Annotated in this window: 15 protein-coding genes; 5 read left to right on the top strand and 10 right to left on the bottom strand. The window is 43.3% G+C overall.

Annotation, left to right across the window (positions count from 1 at the left end):
• Window positions 1-4: 4 nt before the first annotated feature.
• On the bottom strand, window positions 5-703 hold the full coding sequence (locus tag FE810_RS16035; RefSeq protein WP_246037083.1) for a response regulator transcription factor: 699 nt from the start codon (window positions 701-703) through the stop codon (window positions 5-7).
• On the opposite strand from FE810_RS16035, the gene FE810_RS16030 reads away from it, so the two are divergent.
• Window positions 703-1,416, top strand: a complete 714-nt coding sequence (locus FE810_RS16030) for a DUF6942 family protein (protein WP_306416985.1) — start codon at window positions 703-705, stop codon at window positions 1,414-1,416. The two genes, FE810_RS16035 and FE810_RS16030, sit on opposite strands and share 1 nt — an antisense overlap.
• 192 nt (window positions 1,417-1,608) lie before the next feature.
• Here FE810_RS16030 and arsB read toward each other — a convergent pair whose 3' ends face one another.
• The gene (gene arsB, locus FE810_RS16025; RefSeq protein WP_138321519.1) at window positions 1,609-2,628 is read right to left on the bottom strand and encodes an ACR3 family arsenite efflux transporter; all 1,020 of its coding nucleotides are present in this window, start codon (window positions 2,626-2,628) and stop codon (window positions 1,609-1,611) included.
• A gap of 587 nt (window positions 2,629-3,215) precedes the next feature.
• A complete protein-coding gene (locus FE810_RS16020; RefSeq protein ID WP_171022401.1) occupies window positions 3,216-3,908 on the bottom strand; it encodes a hypothetical protein in 693 nt (230 codons plus the stop codon).
• A 57-nt stretch (window positions 3,909-3,965) separates the two neighbouring features.
• Between FE810_RS16020 and FE810_RS16015 the strand changes: the two genes are divergently transcribed.
• Window positions 3,966-4,496: a DUF3574 domain-containing protein gene (locus FE810_RS16015; protein WP_171022400.1), complete on the top strand. Its 531-nt coding sequence runs from the start codon at window positions 3,966-3,968 to the stop codon at window positions 4,494-4,496.
• On the opposite strand, the gene FE810_RS17305 is transcribed toward FE810_RS16015, so the two are convergent.
• Together FE810_RS17305 and FE810_RS16005 are read right to left on the bottom strand one after the other, a co-directional pair.
• Window positions 4,493-4,624: a hypothetical protein gene (locus FE810_RS17305; RefSeq protein ID WP_370738939.1), complete on the bottom strand. Its 132-nt coding sequence runs from the start codon at window positions 4,622-4,624 to the stop codon at window positions 4,493-4,495. The two genes, FE810_RS16015 and FE810_RS17305, sit on opposite strands and share 4 nt — an antisense overlap.
• Before the next feature lie 7 nt (window positions 4,625-4,631).
• A complete protein-coding gene (locus FE810_RS16005; RefSeq protein WP_138321511.1) occupies window positions 4,632-4,865 on the bottom strand; it encodes a DUF2061 domain-containing protein in 234 nt (77 codons plus the stop codon).
• Window positions 4,866-5,349: 484 nt separating this feature from the next.
• Between FE810_RS16005 and FE810_RS16000 the strand changes: the two genes are divergently transcribed.
• The gene (locus FE810_RS16000; RefSeq protein WP_138321509.1) at window positions 5,350-5,982 is read left to right on the top strand and encodes a PEP-CTERM sorting domain-containing protein; all 633 of its coding nucleotides are present in this window, start codon (window positions 5,350-5,352) and stop codon (window positions 5,980-5,982) included.
• 88 nt (window positions 5,983-6,070) lie between these two features.
• Here FE810_RS16000 and FE810_RS15995 read toward each other — a convergent pair whose 3' ends face one another.
• The 3 genes from FE810_RS15995 to ahpC all read right to left on the bottom strand — a co-directional run bounded on the left by FE810_RS15995 (window position 6,071) and on the right by ahpC (window position 9,868).
• The gene (locus FE810_RS15995; protein WP_138321507.1) at window positions 6,071-7,510 is read right to left on the bottom strand and encodes an MFS transporter; all 1,440 of its coding nucleotides are present in this window, start codon (window positions 7,508-7,510) and stop codon (window positions 6,071-6,073) included.
• A 160-nt stretch (window positions 7,511-7,670) separates the two neighbouring features.
• Window positions 7,671-9,230 (bottom strand): alkyl hydroperoxide reductase subunit F, encoded by a 1,560-nt coding sequence (gene ahpF / locus FE810_RS15990; RefSeq protein ID WP_138321504.1) that lies wholly within the window; start codon window positions 9,228-9,230, stop codon window positions 7,671-7,673.
• A gap of 74 nt (window positions 9,231-9,304) precedes the next feature.
• Complete coding sequence (gene ahpC, locus FE810_RS15985) at window positions 9,305-9,868, bottom strand: alkyl hydroperoxide reductase subunit C (protein ID WP_138321502.1); 564 nt, start codon at window positions 9,866-9,868, stop codon at window positions 9,305-9,307.
• Between the two features lie 148 nt (window positions 9,869-10,016).
• Here ahpC and FE810_RS15980 point away from each other — a divergent pair, with 148 nt between their 5' ends.
• Together FE810_RS15980 and FE810_RS15975 are read left to right on the top strand one after the other, a co-directional pair.
• The gene (locus tag FE810_RS15980) at window positions 10,017-10,910 is read left to right on the top strand and encodes a hydrogen peroxide-inducible genes activator (protein WP_138321500.1); all 894 of its coding nucleotides are present in this window, start codon (window positions 10,017-10,019) and stop codon (window positions 10,908-10,910) included.
• Between the two features lie 1,007 nt (window positions 10,911-11,917).
• Window positions 11,918-12,559: a PEP-CTERM sorting domain-containing protein gene (locus tag FE810_RS15975; RefSeq protein ID WP_138321498.1), complete on the top strand. Its 642-nt coding sequence runs from the start codon at window positions 11,918-11,920 to the stop codon at window positions 12,557-12,559.
• Window positions 12,560-12,826: 267 nt separating this feature from the next.
• Here the strand turns inward: FE810_RS15975 and FE810_RS15970 are convergent, their stop codons facing one another.
• Together FE810_RS15970 and FE810_RS15965 are read right to left on the bottom strand one after the other, a co-directional pair.
• Complete coding sequence (locus FE810_RS15970; RefSeq protein WP_138321496.1) at window positions 12,827-14,170, bottom strand: amino acid permease; 1,344 nt, start codon at window positions 14,168-14,170, stop codon at window positions 12,827-12,829.
• Between the two features lie 136 nt (window positions 14,171-14,306).
• Window positions 14,307-14,768 carry a GAF domain-containing protein gene (locus FE810_RS15965; RefSeq protein WP_138321494.1) on the bottom strand — a complete coding sequence of 154 codons (462 nt, stop codon included), beginning with the start codon at window positions 14,766-14,768 and terminating at the stop codon, window positions 14,307-14,309.
• Window positions 14,769-15,015: the final 247 nt, after the last annotated feature.

The raw sequence follows: 15,015 nt of genomic DNA, 5'->3' as shown, positions 1-15,015 counted from the left end.
CTGTTCAATCGTTGGTGTTTGTGTCATCAGTTTTTGAGCGTTCCAGCTTAAAGCCAATATGATTAAGCGTCGTGAGTAAAGGCTTATAATAAGGTTTATCCAAGGATTTACGCAGTGCATAGATATGGGATTTTAACGCGTCGCTCGCTGGAGGGAAATCGCCCCAGAGTTTATGAATTAGCATTGAGCGGGAAACGGGCTGAGGGTGCGCATCAATCAATATTTTCAATATTTTAAAACCAATACCTGTAAGGGACAATGGTTGTCCTTTTCTTGTCGCCGTTTTTGAGTCGAGATCTAAGGTTATCTCGCCATGGGTTAGAACTTTTGAACGGTGCAGATTATGGCGTCTGGCGAGAGCTTCACAACGTAAAGGCAGCTCTCGTAAGTCAAAGGGTTTCGTCAGATAGTCGTCCGCGCCCTGGTGAAATCCCGCAGCTTTATCTTTAAAGCTGTCTCTGGCGGTTAACATTAATATGGGAGGATTATAATTGGCTTTTGATTTTATCTGTGTGCAAAGATCTAAACCATCAATGTCCGGCAGGTTTAAGTCGAGTAAAATAACATCGTAGATATTGGATAACGCTAAATGCTCACCAAGGGTACCGTTATCCGCATAATCCACTTGATATTGATGGCCAGATAGAAATTCAACCATTTGCTTAGCGATGGTTTGATTGTCTTCGATTACAAGTATGTTCAATGCGTTATCCTTTTGCGTATCAGCAAGTAATCTATTCCTTCATCGGTGAAATTGTGGTGAAATCAGTACGATTATTTACCATCAACGATATTAACCTTATAGAGATAATGCAACTCTTGGTTGAGCTTAGCCAAGAAAAATTGAATATGAATATACCTGATAGCCCATCTACCGTCTGCCCATATGGGCTTGGTGATCCCCATGCATCGCTGCAAGTTTACATTGCCAATGTTCCACAACATGACGATTTATCGGAACTTTCCCAGGTAAAACCGCTGAGAAATTCTGAGATTGAAATGATCGGTAACGCTTGTGGCAACGGCTGGCGTAAGGTATTCAATGTTTATGCAAAATTTGTCTATGCTTTGGCAGGGATGCAAGGCGCGCCTAATGAGTTTAGCGGCATATCGAAGGACTTTTCGAGTTGGCAACAATATCGTGACCAACAACTTTTGCAATGTCAAAGCCAAACGGTGCTGTTGTTTTCAAAGCCAGATTTTGATCTGTATCCAGATGCAAGCATTCGTATTGTTATGGGGCGAACCTACGCTAAAACGCTGGCAATACCTAATCTTGTGTGGCTGAACGAAGAATTTGCGATTAGCGAAAGCCAAAACTTAATCGTCTGTCCTTATTTTGATTATCGACAACTATCAAATATAAAAATCATCTATCTGTGTGATTTGATAAAGAAGCTAACTGACATTCAATAAGAAATGTCGCAAGTTGGACGGTTGTTAAGTTAGAACTCTGTCGGCGACTGCGCCCATACATCGAGATGCGTTTCATCTCGACTCCACCATCGAAGTGACTTTTACTTCGACTCCACCTTCAAAATCCTATTTTGACTCCAACAGCGCAGTTTCCCTCTTAAGGCAAAAAACGCCCGCAGGGGGTTTTTAAGTTTAATTGTCGAACACATGTCTCGTTCTATTTGCTATCGCAACCAGCGATAGCATTACCGGCACTTCCACGAGCACGCCAACGACCGTTGCTAACGCTGCGCCAGAATGTAAACCAAAAAGAGAAATAGCGACAGCAACAGCCAATTCAAAGAAATTGGATGTACTGATCATGCATGCGGGAGCGGCAATATTGTGAGGTAATTTCATCGCTTTGGCGGCGCCATAGCTAATAAAAAAAATGCCATAGGTTTGGATCAATAAGGGAATCGCGATAAGTACGATAATTTGCGGTTTCTCAGTGATGACTTCTGCCTGAAACCCAAACAGCAACACCACAGTACCAAGCAATCCCGCCATCGACCAGGGCTTGATCTTGGCCAGAAAGTGCTCCAGCTCATGTTTGTCTTTACTTGACTCCAATTTCTTGCGGGTCCATATGCCGGCAATTAAGGGAATGAGGACATAAAGAACAACACTGAATAGCAATGTCTCCCAAGGTACCTGAATATCACTAACCCCAAGCAGAAAAGCGGCAATGGGCGCAAACGCAAATATCATGATGATATCATTAACCGATACCTGAACCAGGGTGTAGTTGGCATCGCCTTTGGTGAGTTGACTCCAGACAAAGACCATAGCGGTACAGGGCGCTACTCCCAGTAAAATCATTCCCGCGATGTATTCATTGGCCGATTGCGGGTCAACCAAATCGACAAAAATAACCCGGAAAAATAGCCAGCCTAATGCGGCCATGGTAAACGGTTTAATCAACCAGTTCACCACCAGGGTCAGGATAAGGCCTTTGGGTTTTTTACCGACATCCTTAATGGATGAAAAGTCGATTTGCACCATCATCGGATAAATCATCACCCAGATCAAAATGGCGACAATAAAATTAACGTTGGCAAATTCAAGTGCCGCCAGAGATGCAAATAAATCAGGAAAAATATTCCCTAATATAACACCGGCAATGATACAAATGCCGACCCACAAAGAGAGATAGCGTTCAAAGATGCCCATTTCGGTTAATTTGCCCCAAAGTTAAGAATGTACTAAAGCTTAGCCGAAAATATACGCCTAAATGAATCCTTATCAAGACACCCATCTATAAATCGTTATCCAGACACCCACAAATAAGAATCCTTATTCTGATTACGAAAAACTTGGGAAGTACATATTTTATTGGGGCTATCTTGCATGCTCATTGCCTTAGGAGGATTTGCCTTTTATGTTGTTTGACGTGGGTGTCTTGATAACTATGGGTGTCTTGATAACTGTTGATAGGGCGTTAATTTTTTGGGGCAATTAGGGCAGCGTTCAATCCGAATATAATTGGCGGTTGGGAAGCGAAAAGCGGCAAAGCTACGAGGGCTAATCGCGCTTTTTAGTAATCTTGCTACTATTTGGCATAACAATTCGAGTCTGAATGACGGAGGAGGAAGGTAGTTTTTAATTCTCCTGCATTATTTCGCTACAATTGGAGATATTTAGTCACTCGTCGACGAATATTGCGATGGGTGTCTAGTTAAAGTGTTTTTAATCACTCGTCGACGAATTTTGTGATGGGTGTCTTGTTAAAGCGTTTGACTGTCTGGGGTTTGACTCTATCACTTCGCTTCATCGACTTTCTGTTCAATTGTCGGGGCGAACGCTTTGGCAATAACCACTAGTGCCGCTTCATATTCGCGAGCCTGGGCTTCAATAGCCTGAACATGTTTTTGGTCGATTTCAGGGAGCGTACCTTCGATGGCCCTGAGTTCCTGTTCTTTCTCTCGAATAATTTTTTCGAATTGACGGGTGGCTGTCTCCAATTTATGCTGTAATCCTTCCAGTTCCCGGTAGCTCATTTCTTCAAGTTCAATTTTTATCGTCGCTGTTTCCATCTTACGAGCTTGTTGTTCGATCTCCTTGGCTTTCACTTCTATCTGCTTTGCAATTTGTTCTATTCCATCGGTTTGGGCCGTTAGTTGTTGTTCAGATTCTTTCAGTTTTTTCTCAATGCCAATAAGTTGTTGTTGCTGTTCCTTGTTAAGTTGTTCCCAGGTAAATGTCGTGCCATTAACATGAAAAACGGTGCCTTGATGACTTCCTTTGTTGCTTGAATTGACGACATGTATGTGATTACTTTCCTTGGTTTTCGACCGTACATTCGCGTGTTTCTGGTTCTGCACTTGGTTCTGAACTTGCTCTTGATTTTGAGTAGACACTTCATTGGCATCGACGTATGTCGAAACAAAGAAGGGAAGGCAACTGGCAGTCAGAATAACAACACCAGTGTTGAGAGTTTTGATAATTTGCATTTTGTTTTCCTAGCGGTTTGGCGATACTTTAATAGTCGCGACCATAAGGGAAAAAGTTTGAAAGTTTTTGAAATAGAGGAAACATCGATGTTTGCCAAACGCAAACTAAGTCGCCAGCGGCGCTTGATACAGCAGAAATTCTGGCTGCGCCTAATGGTTGGCATGTTGTTGATGAACTTAGTTTTAGGTTGTCAGTCATTAGCAGAAAATGAAGCGAGCCCAGCCCAATCCAATCAGTCTCAAGTGTATCAGGAGCAAGTAGAAACTGTGCAGGTTAGCACGGACGTTGTTGTACACATGTATTTTGGCCTGACCGAGAAAAATGGCTCAGCGATCTCTGAAAAACGCTGGCTCGAATTTGAAAAAAACACACTGGCGCAGCGCTTGATAGGCTTCACGGTATTCGATAGTAAAGGCTATTATCAAGGGCAGCAAGAACGTAGTAAAGTCGTTGTTTTCGTTACCACAAAAGATAAGCTGGAAACGGTGACAAATGTCTGTGATATCTATCGAGTCGAGTTTAATCAACAATCGGTTATGGTTACGGTTTCTGCATTGCAACATTGGTTATTTGTGGAGGGCGACTAGGCAGGTTTAAATTGCTTTATCGCCTCGACATAATGCCACCCCAGTGGGTTAAGTATATTGCAGACTTGCTTTTCATTTAAATCATACTGACAACAAACGTGAAGTAAGCCGACGTTGTCATTACGCATCTTCATATTAAGCGTGCTGAGCAAAATATAAGGATCCATGTTTTGATGAAGGGGCATGCTTTTGTTCTCCTGTGTGCATTTTTGCATTCCAGATTTTTTCATGAATGTGGTAGGCAAAGGTGTTTACGAGAGGTTCGACAATCGCGACTAAACTGCCAAGCAATAGGTCGCCCGTAAGCAAGTAGGTCACCAGGAATGCTACAGAAAAGTGGGTGATGGCAAAGCTAAATGTCTTGTTCATGTTCGAGGTCTCAAGGGGAATTCAATACCGATATTTTCTAATAGTTCGCGCCACAACGACATTAAATTTTGCCGAACATAACGTTCTAATATAGTGAATTACTTTTGTCTTTTTCCCTTCCTTCTGCCACCTTTCATCTTTCTGCTTTTACCTTTCACCGTTTTCATGTTGTCGGAATTATTTACGTCTGCAATCGACGTTGCATCAAGCTTCTTTGAAAATCCAACCCAACTTATTGTTTCAAAACATAAATATAATTTACCTATATTTTGGCGTAATTAATGCATTGCTATGATGCCGACTTTTTCGAGATAAGAATTTCCAGGTAGTAGTGTTTGTACGAAAAGGTGGGTTCCCCAGACAGTAATTAATTTTGGGGATGTGTTAAATGTAAAACGGTGTTAGATGTAAATGGTTGTAGAATACTAATAAAAATCTCCACTTATGTCTTTCGATCACTTTTTAACGATTCGAGGGGCAACCTATGAAATTTCTAAAATATATGTCACTAGCCGGTGCAATGGCTTTAAGTACTCAGGCACATTCTGCTGTCGTTGAGGGTCAAACGGATTTTATCGTTAACGATGACTCTTCCATAACCATGATATTTGATCTTGTCACGTCTGATATTGAAGGCGAGGGCGATGGCTTGCTTTTTAGCATCGACTTCTTTGAAGTTTTGGTCACGGGCAGTGATATTGTCATTCAAGATGAACCATCCGATGGGGGCTTAGGTATTGAGCCAGATCCTGATGGCGACAATATAGCAGGTGGTGAATCAATGACCTTTGCTTTTAATGATCCTATTACGCTGATCAGTATAGCTTTTAATGGTTTGCAGTCAGGCGATGGCCATGAAGAAATGGCTGATGGCATGGTTTCTGTGAATGGTAACAGTCTAGATGCTGCCGCTTATTCATTGACTGGGCAAGGCACATTACCAGACAGCGGTCTGATTTCCAGCTTTGATGTGGTCGCAGATGCAGATTTTACCGGTTATGTGGAATCCATCACGTTTTTCATTGGCGAGCCGCCACTTGGCGTACCTGAGCCAGGTACGCTATTGCTGTTAGCTTCTGGCTTATTTGGCTGTCGTTTCTTAAAACGTCGCAGCTAAGCAATAAACCTTAAGTTGGATACAACTTATAATTTGTGTTGTCATTCAATTTTAAGTAAACAATCGATAAAAGAGTGAGCCTAAAGTCTCACTCTTTTTTATTGTCTGGCGTATCGTCATCATTGTCTTTATTGTCTTTATTGTCTTTATTGTCTTTATTGTTCTTGAACTTCTCAGCTAAATCCTCAGCCAAGCCTGTATTCAAATCAGTTTCACATCTGGCATCTTCTGTATTCTTCACATTTTCAGAATTCATTTCTTGCTCAACATCCATTTCTAGTTTTTCATCCAGCAATTGCTCATGGGCAACTTCTTCGTCAATACGAGGGTCAAACGATGCAGCAAGAGGCGATGAGCTAAGATCGGATGTGGTGACGACATATTCACTATTTTCGGGGGTTTCAGTTCGCAGACGAGTATTCATAAATATCAATAAAATCAATAGAACTGTGGAAATACTCGCCATGATCCCATACAGCAATACATAGCCAAAAATGTCCATCGCCTTGGCGATTAAAGGTGTACCAAAGCCGGCACCAACCCCAAACGTCATTAAGAGCGCGGAAGACACTCCAACCCTGTCTCCCTGCTCAACACGAGAATTTGCGAGTGCCGATGCAAGCGGATAAAGAGAAAATGCAAACAAGCCAAACAATGAACTTAGCAAAATCATATGGGTAAAGGTAAAGGGGACAATGAAAATTCCGATGCAGATAAACGTCAGACACAACACATTGATGCGTATTAACACACTTCGCGAAAATTTATCAGATAATATTCCCATTGGCCATTGTGCAATAAGCCCTGCGAGAACGGTGCAACTCATGACCAAAGCAATCTGCTGAGCATTAAATCCAGTGTCTTTCATCAATACCGGAGATAGGCCGTAAAAACTGGCGATAATCATGCTAGAAAAAAGAATGGTGGTCAGCGCCTGTGGTGTTTTTCGCCAATACGAAAGGACACTAAAATGGGTTTCTTTTAACGGCGATGGGTGGATCCGCCTTGTGGTGGCGATGGGGATAATGCAAAGGGATATGCAAATAATAACCATTAACAATGGCTCAGTTCCGAGGTCACTAAACCAGGAAATTGTATACTGCCCAATGACCATGCCTAAATAAGCGGTAATCATATAAAAGGCGAATAATCGTCCTCGTTGTTCTGGTTCTGCTTGTTCATTTAACCAGCTTTCTAAAATCATAAAGTTGCACATCATGCCGATGCCAAAGATAAAGCGAATGGCCAGCCATACCAAAATGTGATCATTTAACGCGTGGACGGCACAACAGGCAATTATCATTCCGGTACTTGCAGCGTAGGCTCGTATATGTCCCACCTGTTTGATTAACAGATACCCCATTTTAGAGCCAGTCAGCAAGCCAGCATAATAGCTACTCATCAACAAGCCAATCCAAAATGCATTAACATTACTTTTGGTTAAGTACAGAGCGAGATATGTGGTCAATAAGCCAGTGCCGATGGCTAATAACAGATTACTGAAATACAGGGCAGGGAAAGACTTCATGGCTGTTTTTGATGGGATAAAAACCAGTACTTAAGATTAAGCTTAGCGCAAACTTTAATGAAGAAAATACAAACCAGAAAATACAATCAAGAAACTCGTTCAGAAACAAAAAAGTTGGCCATTTCTTTTTCGAAACAGCCAACTTGCATTGGTTTTGGGGTTACGCCGCTCGCAGCAGGTAGTCAAAGGCGGATAATGAGGCTTTAGAACCTTCGCCCATTGCAATCACTATTTGCTTATAGGGAACTGTAGTGACATCGCCACAGGCAAAGACCCCAGGCTCTGACGTTTGCCCTTTTTCATCAATAATGATCTCACCAAAGTTGTTGCGCTCAACCAGATTGCTGACAAATTCCGAATTAGGCACTAAACCAATTTGCACAAAAATACCGTCCAAATCGACATCCATTATTTCTTCGGTATTCCGATCTTGATAACGTAGCCCGGTGACCTTAGTGCCATCACTCAGCACTTTTTCCGTTTTCGCACTCTTTATTATCTTAATGTTGGCACTTTGTTCGGCTTTTTCGACTAATACTTTATCCGCTTTAAGTTCTGGCAAAAATTCGAATAAGGTGACGCTTTTTACCATACCAGCCAAATCCAAAGCCGCTTCGACACCTGAATTACCACCGCCAATTACCGCGACATCTTTGCCTTTAAAAAACGGACCATCACAGTGTGGACAGTAGGCGACGCCCTGACCAATATTTTCTTTTTCACCTTCGACACCGAGTTCTCGCCATTTTGCTCCGGTGGCAATGATCAGGGTTTTCGTCGTTAACACTTCTCCACTGGACAGGGTTAGTGTTTTGACGTCACCTTTTTCGATTTTGTCGACGCGAATATGCTCTTTGAGATTGATCGTATAATCATTCATATGCGCAATAAGGTTGTTGGTCAGTTCGCTACCGGTAGTTTTTGAAACGGAAATCAGGTTTTCAATCCCCACAGTATCTTTTACCTGACCACCAATGCGGTCGGCAATCAATGTTACCTTCAGGCCTTTACGGGCACTGTAAATCGCTGCTGAAACGCCTGCGGGTCCGCCGCCAATAACAGTTACGTCCTGCGTGGGGCTCTGTTCGATCGAAGCAGACGCTTTAAAGTTTTCACCCAGGTGTGTTTGCAATTTTTCAATAAGGATTGCGGTATCAACCTTGCCGTTTGCAAACGGTTCACCGTTTAGATAAACACTTGGGACGCCCTGAATATTGCGCGACTCTATAATGTCTGGATATAAACCACCGTCGATCATTTCACTACTGATCTGTGGGTTTAACATCGCAAACTGATTTAATGCCTGTACGACATCCGGGCAATTGTGGCATGACAGACTGACAAATACTTCAAAGTGCAGAGGTTCTGCAACGGATTTGATCAGGCTTTGCAGGCTGCTATCGAGCTTTAATGCAGTCCCTGAAGATTGCAGAATCGCTAAGATCAGAGAATTGAATTCGTGTCCCGCTGGGATCCCAGAAAAAACGACGCCATTGAGCTCATCATTCACTTGTATTGCGAAACTTAGTGGACTGTTTAATCCGAGATCAAAGTGACTGATTTGCCAGTTCAGATTTTCGCTGACTGAACAGAGTTTCTCCAGAAACTCCTCCAACTCCTGACGTTTTGGATGTTCACCCGGTTGCATAACCAGGGTGACGTTATTTGTCATGGTTTTCGTGTAAGCCTTTAGAGCATTTAGAATATCGTTATTAAGCATAGGTTTTACATTCCGGGTAAAGTAAGAAAGTAAGCGAGCCGAATAGCCCGCTTGATTAGACGGTTTGTCGGGAATTAAATTTTGCCAACTAAATCCAGACTTGGGGTTAAGGTCTCTTCCCCTTGCTCCCACGCCGCCGGGCATACTTCGCCATCATTTTCACGTACATATTGTGCCGCTTTCACTTTACGAACCATGTCTTTGGCACTGCGTCCGATACCACCGTTGTGAATTTCTGCCACCTGAATAATGCCGTCAGGGTCAGCCAGAAAGGTACCGCGCATTGCCATGTGATCTTCTTCGATCATCACATCAAAGCCACGAGTGATGTGACCGGTTTGGTCGCCAAGCATCGGAAATCTGATTTTACCAATCGCTTCGCTGGTGTCATGCCAGGCTTTGTGAGAGAAGTGAGTGTCAGTGGATACCGCATAAACTTCAACACCAAGCTGTTGTAACTCATCATAGTGATTTGCCATATCTTCTAACTCGGTTGGGCATACAAACGTGAAGTCCGCCGGATAGAATAAAAAGATCGACCACTTGCCTTTCACATCATCACTGCTAATGGTTTTGAACTCGCCATTATGAAACGCTTCCGCTTTAAATTCTGGGATAGATTGATTGATTTTAGCCATTGTTGTTTTCCTCTTTTGTCGTGCTTGAAATTACGGTTAACTGTTCGGGATGCCCCGACTCGATGAACACAGATTAGTGATTTTCGCTTGATTAATAAAATTAATTAAATAGAATTTAATAATCAGTTTTATAGAACTATGAGTTTATATGATCTCGTTAAAACAAATTAAATATGCACTGGCGGTGGAAAAGTTCTTACATTTTAAGAATGCTGCGGATCACTGTGCGGTCTCACAATCGGCATTAAGCACCGCAATAAATGAGCTGGAGAAGCAACTCGGGGTAAGCATTTTTGAACGGGATAACAAAAAAGTGCTGGTTACAGAGTTAGGGAAGGGAATTTTACAGCAGGCAAGAAAAATAAAGCTGGATGTCGATGAATTGTATTTGCTGTCAAAAATGCATAAACAGCCGTTGTCCGCACCAATGAGTATTGGCGTGATACCGACGATCGCCCCGTATTTATTACCCAAGGTTTTACCCGGTGTACGCCAACAGTATCCTCAATCGCAATTGCGAATTGTCGAAGACAAGTCCAATGTTCTGGTTGATATGGTGCGCCGCGGCGAACTTGATACGGCAATTTTAGCCTTACCTTATCCCCATGATGGGTTAATCGCCTTTGAATTTTGGCAAGAAGATTTCTACTGGATCACCAACAAAGAAGATAAATTGGCGCAGCGACAGGAAATTCGTTCCGATGAAATGGAATTATCCCACTTGTTGTTGCTAAAGGACGGGCATTGTTTAAAAGAGCATGCGTTGGCGGCTTGTCACTTGCCCGTGAGTTCCAATAATCGGGGACTTAGTGCTACAAGTTTAACGACATTGGTGCAAATGGTGGCGGGTCAGCTTGGTACGACAATCGTCCCAGAAATGGCATTAGACGCACTTGTGACAAATAGCAGCGAGCTTAAAGCCGTGCATCTTAATGAACCTGGGCCTCACCGGACACTGGCATTTTTGATTCGGCCAAATTATGTTGGCACCGCCAATATCGAGTGTTTGATCGAGTGTTTTAAACAACAGCTGGCCGATTAACGAGCTATGAGGGTACATTCTCAATCGCACTGTCGTCATCCAAGTACCTCACCACCGTCATCCTAACTCCCACCGTCATCCTAACTCCCACCGTCATCCTAACTCCCACCGTCATCCTAACTCCCACCGTCATCCTCACGAAAGTGGGGATCTGCTTTTGCGTTAGATTCCCAGTAGTGTCTGGGAATGACGAGAAGGCTGCGCGGGTGGATAAAACCCTAGCCCTGGCGGGTTTTTGGGTGGAGGACTTCGCCGGTTAAAAGCCTAGCAGGCACTGCCCCAGCCGTCATCCTAACTCCCTCCGTCATCCTCACGAAAGTGGGGATCTGCTTTTGCGTTAGATTCCCAGTAGTGTCTGGGAATGACGAGAAGGCTGCGCGGGTGGATAAAACCCTAGTCCCTGCAGGTTTTTGGGTGGAGGACTTCGTCGGGTGGATAAAACCTTAGTCCCTGCAGGTTTTTGGGTGGACGACTTCGTCGGTTAAAAGCCAAACGGGCACTGCCCCTGCCGTCACCCTAACTCCCACCGTCATCCTCACGAAAGTGGGGATCTGCTTTTGCATTAAATTCCCAGTAGTGTCTGGGAATGACGGCAAGGGTAGTCACCCTAAGAGAACTTCAGTTCAATTTGTCACCAGACGCAGTGTTGTTTGCTGCGGCCGTCACCCTAACACAGTGTTTTTAGCTGTGTTTGTCACCTTTAGAGCTTTAGCTGGCACTTTGTTCCGTCATTCTCACGAAAGTGGGGATCTGCGTTTGCGTTAGATTTGACTCCGCGTCTTATGTCAGAGTCTTTTACAAATTGACACTTCATTGTAATAAGTTATTTATCAGTAATTTGTAACGTATTGATAATTAGATTTAAATAAAAAAGTTATTAAAGTGGTGCAGTTCCTGCATTGGATAGTGGCTTGCAGAGCAAGCGCGGTACGATTGTTCAGGTTAATAACACCAATAAATACCTCCTTGAATTTTTGTCATTAATTAATGTTCAGTAAGGAGAGTTCATGAAACTTCTCAAAAAACTAATTTTTGCAACCTGCTTGACCTTTTTGTCAGCCCAAAGTTTTGGTGCTGTGATCCCCGGACAAACCGATTATATCGAAAATGAAGATGGTTCTTTAACCTTCATTTTTGATTTAGTCTCGTCGGATATTGTTGGTGAAGGCATGGGCTTGTCCTTTAGCTATTTTGGTCTTGAACTCATTGTGACAAGCCAGGAAATAGTCATTCAGGATTTCCCCGCGAATGGTGGCCTCGGTGTCGACAGTGCGGCTGATGGCGACAATTTAGCCTACGGCGATGTACTGATCCTCTCTTTCAACGAAGCAGTAACCATAACGGGCATTAGCTTCAATGGTTTGATGGGCCTAGATGGTCATCAGGAAATGGCCGACGGACTCGTACTCGTAGCGGGTGGTATTTTGGATACAGCCTTATATTACGAAGTGGGTTCCGCGTTAGATGTGCCTTTATCCGGTAGCGCATTCACTATCGCAGGTGCCACCGACCAATTTACGGGATACTTAGAGTCACTAACGTTCTTTATTGGTGAACCACCGCAAGGGATCCCTGAACCTGGCACCATGCTGTTATTTGCGGCGGCTCTGTTGGGAATTGGCGGGATGAAATATCGTCGCTCTCAATAGTTCCGGGTCTGGTGGTGGGGCTAGTCGTGGGCCTTAATTAAGCGGGCCTATTTTTCAAAACCCAAAAGATAACGGCGCTGGTCGACGTTTGAAAGTAAATAGCTTTAGGCTGTTATTTGTTAAGTTCTTAACCATTAACAGGCTTGGTAAAAATAGCTAAATAGCTAAATAGCTAAGAAAAAAAGGGCGATGATTGTTGGTTTCAACACATCGCCTTTTTTGTTGTTCTATCGATTAAACTTTTCTAAAGTAGTTTAAATCCGTTACTTAATGCGTATCTACGATTTTATCATTTAGGGATTGATTGGCGCTTTTTCGCTGTAAATACCAATACATAGGGAAACCTGCCAACAGCAAGATAACCCCAAATATTACTGTCTTCATCCCAATGCTGTATATGATCCAGGCCGAAAACAATGCGGCAAAACTGGTAATGGTCGTGTTCACTTTTGAATGGCGAATACTATCTTTACCGGACATTTTTATGTGGGCAAGGGAAGATACCAAATAAGGCAATACCGAGGTTAAGGTCGACAGCAAGATCACTATTGTAAATTGATCGATCAGGCTTTCGTTATAGTTCATCAGCACTAACAGGCTGACCAGTATCGTTGAGATTATGATTCCGTTTGCAGGTGTCTGAAATCTCGACAGTTTGCCAAAGGTGGATAAAAACATATTTTCTTTGGCTGCGGCCAAAGGAATTTGAGCAACCGCAAGGGTCCAGCCATTCAATGCACCAAAACATGAAATAACCGCACAGGCAGCAATCAGGTAATAACCGGTATCGCCCCATAAAAACGCCGCGGTTTCTGCGTAGGGCGCATTTGATTGCTGTAGTGTTTCGGGAGGAATAATTCCCATCACTGCGATAAATCCAAAAATGTAAACTACGGCACTGACTAACGTACCGAGCATTGCCGCACGTGCTACATTCTTTTCCGGATCTTTAATTTCACCAGCAATGTTGTTGGCCGCTTCCATGCCGACAAATGCCCACATTGTTAAGGCTGCTGTTGCGGTTAATGCTGAGAAATCCGATTGTTCACTTAAATTAAGTGGCTGGAAATGCTCAGGGTTGATGTAAAAAAGGCCAATAAAAGCGATGGCAACTAAGGGAAGAAGTTTTAATAAGGTGGTCAATAACTGCACTTGGCCCGCAAGCTTGACGCCGCGGATATTGATAAGTGCGAGGCCCCAGATACAGCCCAACGTCGTTAGCATAGATAGGGTGTTAGAGTCTTTTAACGCCGGGAAAAATACCGTTAGATAACTGACTAACGCGATGGCAATGGCAGCGTTGGCCGACACCACACAAAGCCAGTAGCCCCAGGCGGTGAAAAAACCGGTTAATGGACCGAATGCTTGCCGACAGTATAGGTATTGTCCCCCAGAGCCACGAATATATTGGGACAATTTGGCAAAAACGTACGCTAGGGATAATGAGCCTAGGGCAGTAAACAGCCAGCCGCCAAGGCTGATGCTACCGAAGTGCGCCAGAGACGCGGGTAACAAGAATATGCCACTGCCTATCATGCTGCCAGTAACTACCGAGGTGGCAGTCCAGAATCCTAATTTTTGAGAGTGATTAGTGTTGCTTTGTTGTGACATGCATCAGGCTTTATTGGTAGTTTGTGCGAAACAGCCTACGTGGATGGAGGAATGTTGTAAAGGAAGGAATGTTTTAAACACAGGAATAGCAACAGGCCGTGTTAACCGCGCGGAGTATAAAAGCGAAGTGGAATCTTTAGCAATTAATTATTATCGGCTTGGAAAAACTGATAAGTTCATTTGCAATTGAGCTTGCCGCATTTTCTACAAACGCAATGTCACTGTCAGAGAATGGTTTTTCTCGAACTTGCATGCAGCTAAAATTTACCGTCCCCCAGACGTTGTTGTCGACAATAATCGGTGAAGATATATATGCCTCTAGCGCAAGGCTGTCATATAGGGGGTGAAGTTGAAGCCCAGGAATATCATCTATTTGGGTGAGTGCGATGGTTTTTTGTTGTTCGTAAACGTCGCGACAATGGGTATCTTTCAAGGGGAAATCTTCTCCCGCGACAAAAACACCGGTTAGAGAAGAAATCGCGACAATTTTATAGCGATCATCGTGAATATGACTGACGATACCCATACTCATCGCCAGTCGTTGGCGTCCTTCTTTTAATATGTCGTTACAAAGAGATTTGAAATCCTGAGGATACATACCGAAAATCACCGATTATTGATCAGAAGTGCTGAGCTTGACTTAAGGATAGACGGCATTTTGGATATCAGTAAAAAAACAGGATTTCCACCACGAGCGCTTCCCTTAGCTTTCAACGCGTTTGCACTCGATATGCACTCAATTAGCAATCAAATTGCATTGCAGGTGATAAAATAATACCAATCCCATTAAATTATTGCTCACTCAGTGAGAATTTAAAGGCTTTTAGACAAGGCTTTGATTGCAG

Origin of the sequence: Thalassotalea litorea (assembly GCF_005843925.1) — a bacterium.
GTDB classification, from domain to species: Bacteria; Pseudomonadota; Gammaproteobacteria; order Enterobacterales; family Alteromonadaceae; genus Thalassotalea_A; species Thalassotalea_A litorea_A.
The sequence above is the reverse complement of the archived record's forward strand: the minus strand, read 5'-3'. Positions and strand labels throughout refer to the sequence as shown.

What these genes read in the sequence shown, in the direction of transcription:
- FE810_RS16030 (WP_306416985.1), top strand. Translation starts at nt 703, where the DNA reads ATGCGTTATCCTTTTGCGTATCAGCAAGTAATCTATTCCTTCATCGGT.
- arsB (WP_138321519.1), bottom strand. Translation starts at nt 2,628, where the DNA reads ATGGGCATCTTTGAACGCTATCTCTCTTTGTGGGTCGGCATTTGTATC.
- FE810_RS16020 (WP_171022401.1), bottom strand. Translation starts at nt 3,908, where the DNA reads ATGCAAATTATCAAAACTCTCAACACTGGTGTTGTTATTCTGACTGCC.
- FE810_RS17305 (WP_370738939.1), bottom strand. Translation starts at nt 4,624, where the DNA reads ATGCGTAATGACAACGTCGGCTTACTTCACGTTTGTTGTCAGTATGAT.
- FE810_RS16005 (WP_138321511.1), bottom strand. Translation starts at nt 4,865, where the DNA reads ATGAACAAGACATTTAGCTTTGCCATCACCCACTTTTCTGTAGCATTC.
- FE810_RS16000 (WP_138321509.1), top strand. Translation starts at nt 5,350, where the DNA reads ATGAAATTTCTAAAATATATGTCACTAGCCGGTGCAATGGCTTTAAGT.
- FE810_RS15995 (WP_138321507.1), bottom strand. Translation starts at nt 7,510, where the DNA reads ATGAAGTCTTTCCCTGCCCTGTATTTCAGTAATCTGTTATTAGCCATC.
- ahpF (WP_138321504.1), bottom strand. Translation starts at nt 9,230, where the DNA reads ATGCTTAATAACGATATTCTAAATGCTCTAAAGGCTTACACGAAAACC.
- ahpC (WP_138321502.1), bottom strand. Translation starts at nt 9,868, where the DNA reads ATGGCTAAAATCAATCAATCTATCCCAGAATTTAAAGCGGAAGCGTTT.
- FE810_RS15980 (WP_138321500.1), top strand. Translation starts at nt 10,017, where the DNA reads ATGATCTCGTTAAAACAAATTAAATATGCACTGGCGGTGGAAAAGTTC.
- FE810_RS15975 (WP_138321498.1), top strand. Translation starts at nt 11,918, where the DNA reads ATGAAACTTCTCAAAAAACTAATTTTTGCAACCTGCTTGACCTTTTTG.
- FE810_RS15970 (WP_138321496.1), bottom strand. Translation starts at nt 14,170, where the DNA reads ATGTCACAACAAAGCAACACTAATCACTCTCAAAAATTAGGATTCTGG.
- FE810_RS15965 (WP_138321494.1), bottom strand. Translation starts at nt 14,768, where the DNA reads ATGTATCCTCAGGATTTCAAATCTCTTTGTAACGACATATTAAAAGAA.